General features: G+C 41.2%; 1 protein-coding gene. It reads left to right on the forward strand.

The genetic code is table 11. The features are described from left to right. The first annotated feature begins 85 nt into the window (after positions 1 to 85). Positions 86 to 802 (forward strand): hypothetical protein, encoded by a 717-nt coding sequence (locus LD39_RS21460; protein ID WP_035553911.1) that lies wholly within the window; start codon positions 86 to 88, stop codon positions 800 to 802. Positions 803 to 878: the final 76 nt, after the last annotated feature.

Consider the following 878-nt stretch of genomic DNA (forward strand, 5'->3'; position numbering starts at 1 on the left):
TTTTACTCTTTTTTGTATCGCTCGGCGATATACACTTGCAAAATTCCCGCGTAGCCTTCATATTTAAGGGAAAAGGGGGTCCGATATGCGACACGATATTAAATCGAATGAGAGAGCTTACACTACTAAGGAAGTGGCCGAAGAAGTAGGTATTGCCACACCGACCGTCCGAAAATATGGGCAAATCCTAGAGCGCTATGGATATGAGTTTTTTAAAGATCGCGATCGCCGCATTTTTGTTCGCTCCGATGTAGAAGCACTCATCGCGATTCGTGATACGGACAAGCCTTTGGACGATATAGCTAAGGAACTCGTACAACTGCAGAAGGATAGATTGGAGAATCCCAGTAAAGAAGTAGCTGTAAACGATACATATGGCGATACGCTCCAAGATCCAAATCAGCTTAAAGAGTTTTTAATGTTCATCTCCAAAGAGTTAGCTGCTTCACGTGAAATGAACGCCCAATTATCAAACGATATGGCAGAACTTAAAACAACGGTTTCGAGGCTTCAACAAGACCACCATGTGATCAGTTCCGGGGTTGGGAATTCTGCGCAAAAAACTCAAGCCAAGCTTGAAAAGATGACAAAGCAGCAAGAGCAGCACTATGAACAACTGCTTGAACAAGAAAGAGAACGAAGTGAGATGTTACAAGAAGAATTACAACATATGAGAGATGAACAGAAAAAAGAATGGCGTTCTCAAAATGACTTCAATCACCGTTTAGAAGAGGTGGTCAAACAAAAGGCTGAAGGCGGTCTGTTTGAAAAGCTTCTATCATTATTCAGAAAATCCGAATAGTATGAGGGATGTATCATTTGACCCCAGATACGAAAGCTTGGATCTCATGTGGATTCAAGTTTTTTATTTATCTTTT

The sequence above is a fragment of the Halobacillus sp. BBL2006 genome (genome assembly GCF_000786645.1).
Lineage (GTDB): Bacteria > Bacillota > Bacilli > Bacillales > Halobacillaceae > Halobacillus.

Excerpts from the sequence above, each read along its gene's own strand:
- LD39_RS21460 (WP_035553911.1), top strand. The coding sequence starts at position 86 with ATGCGACACGATATTAAATCGAATGAGAGAGCTTACACTACTAAGGAA.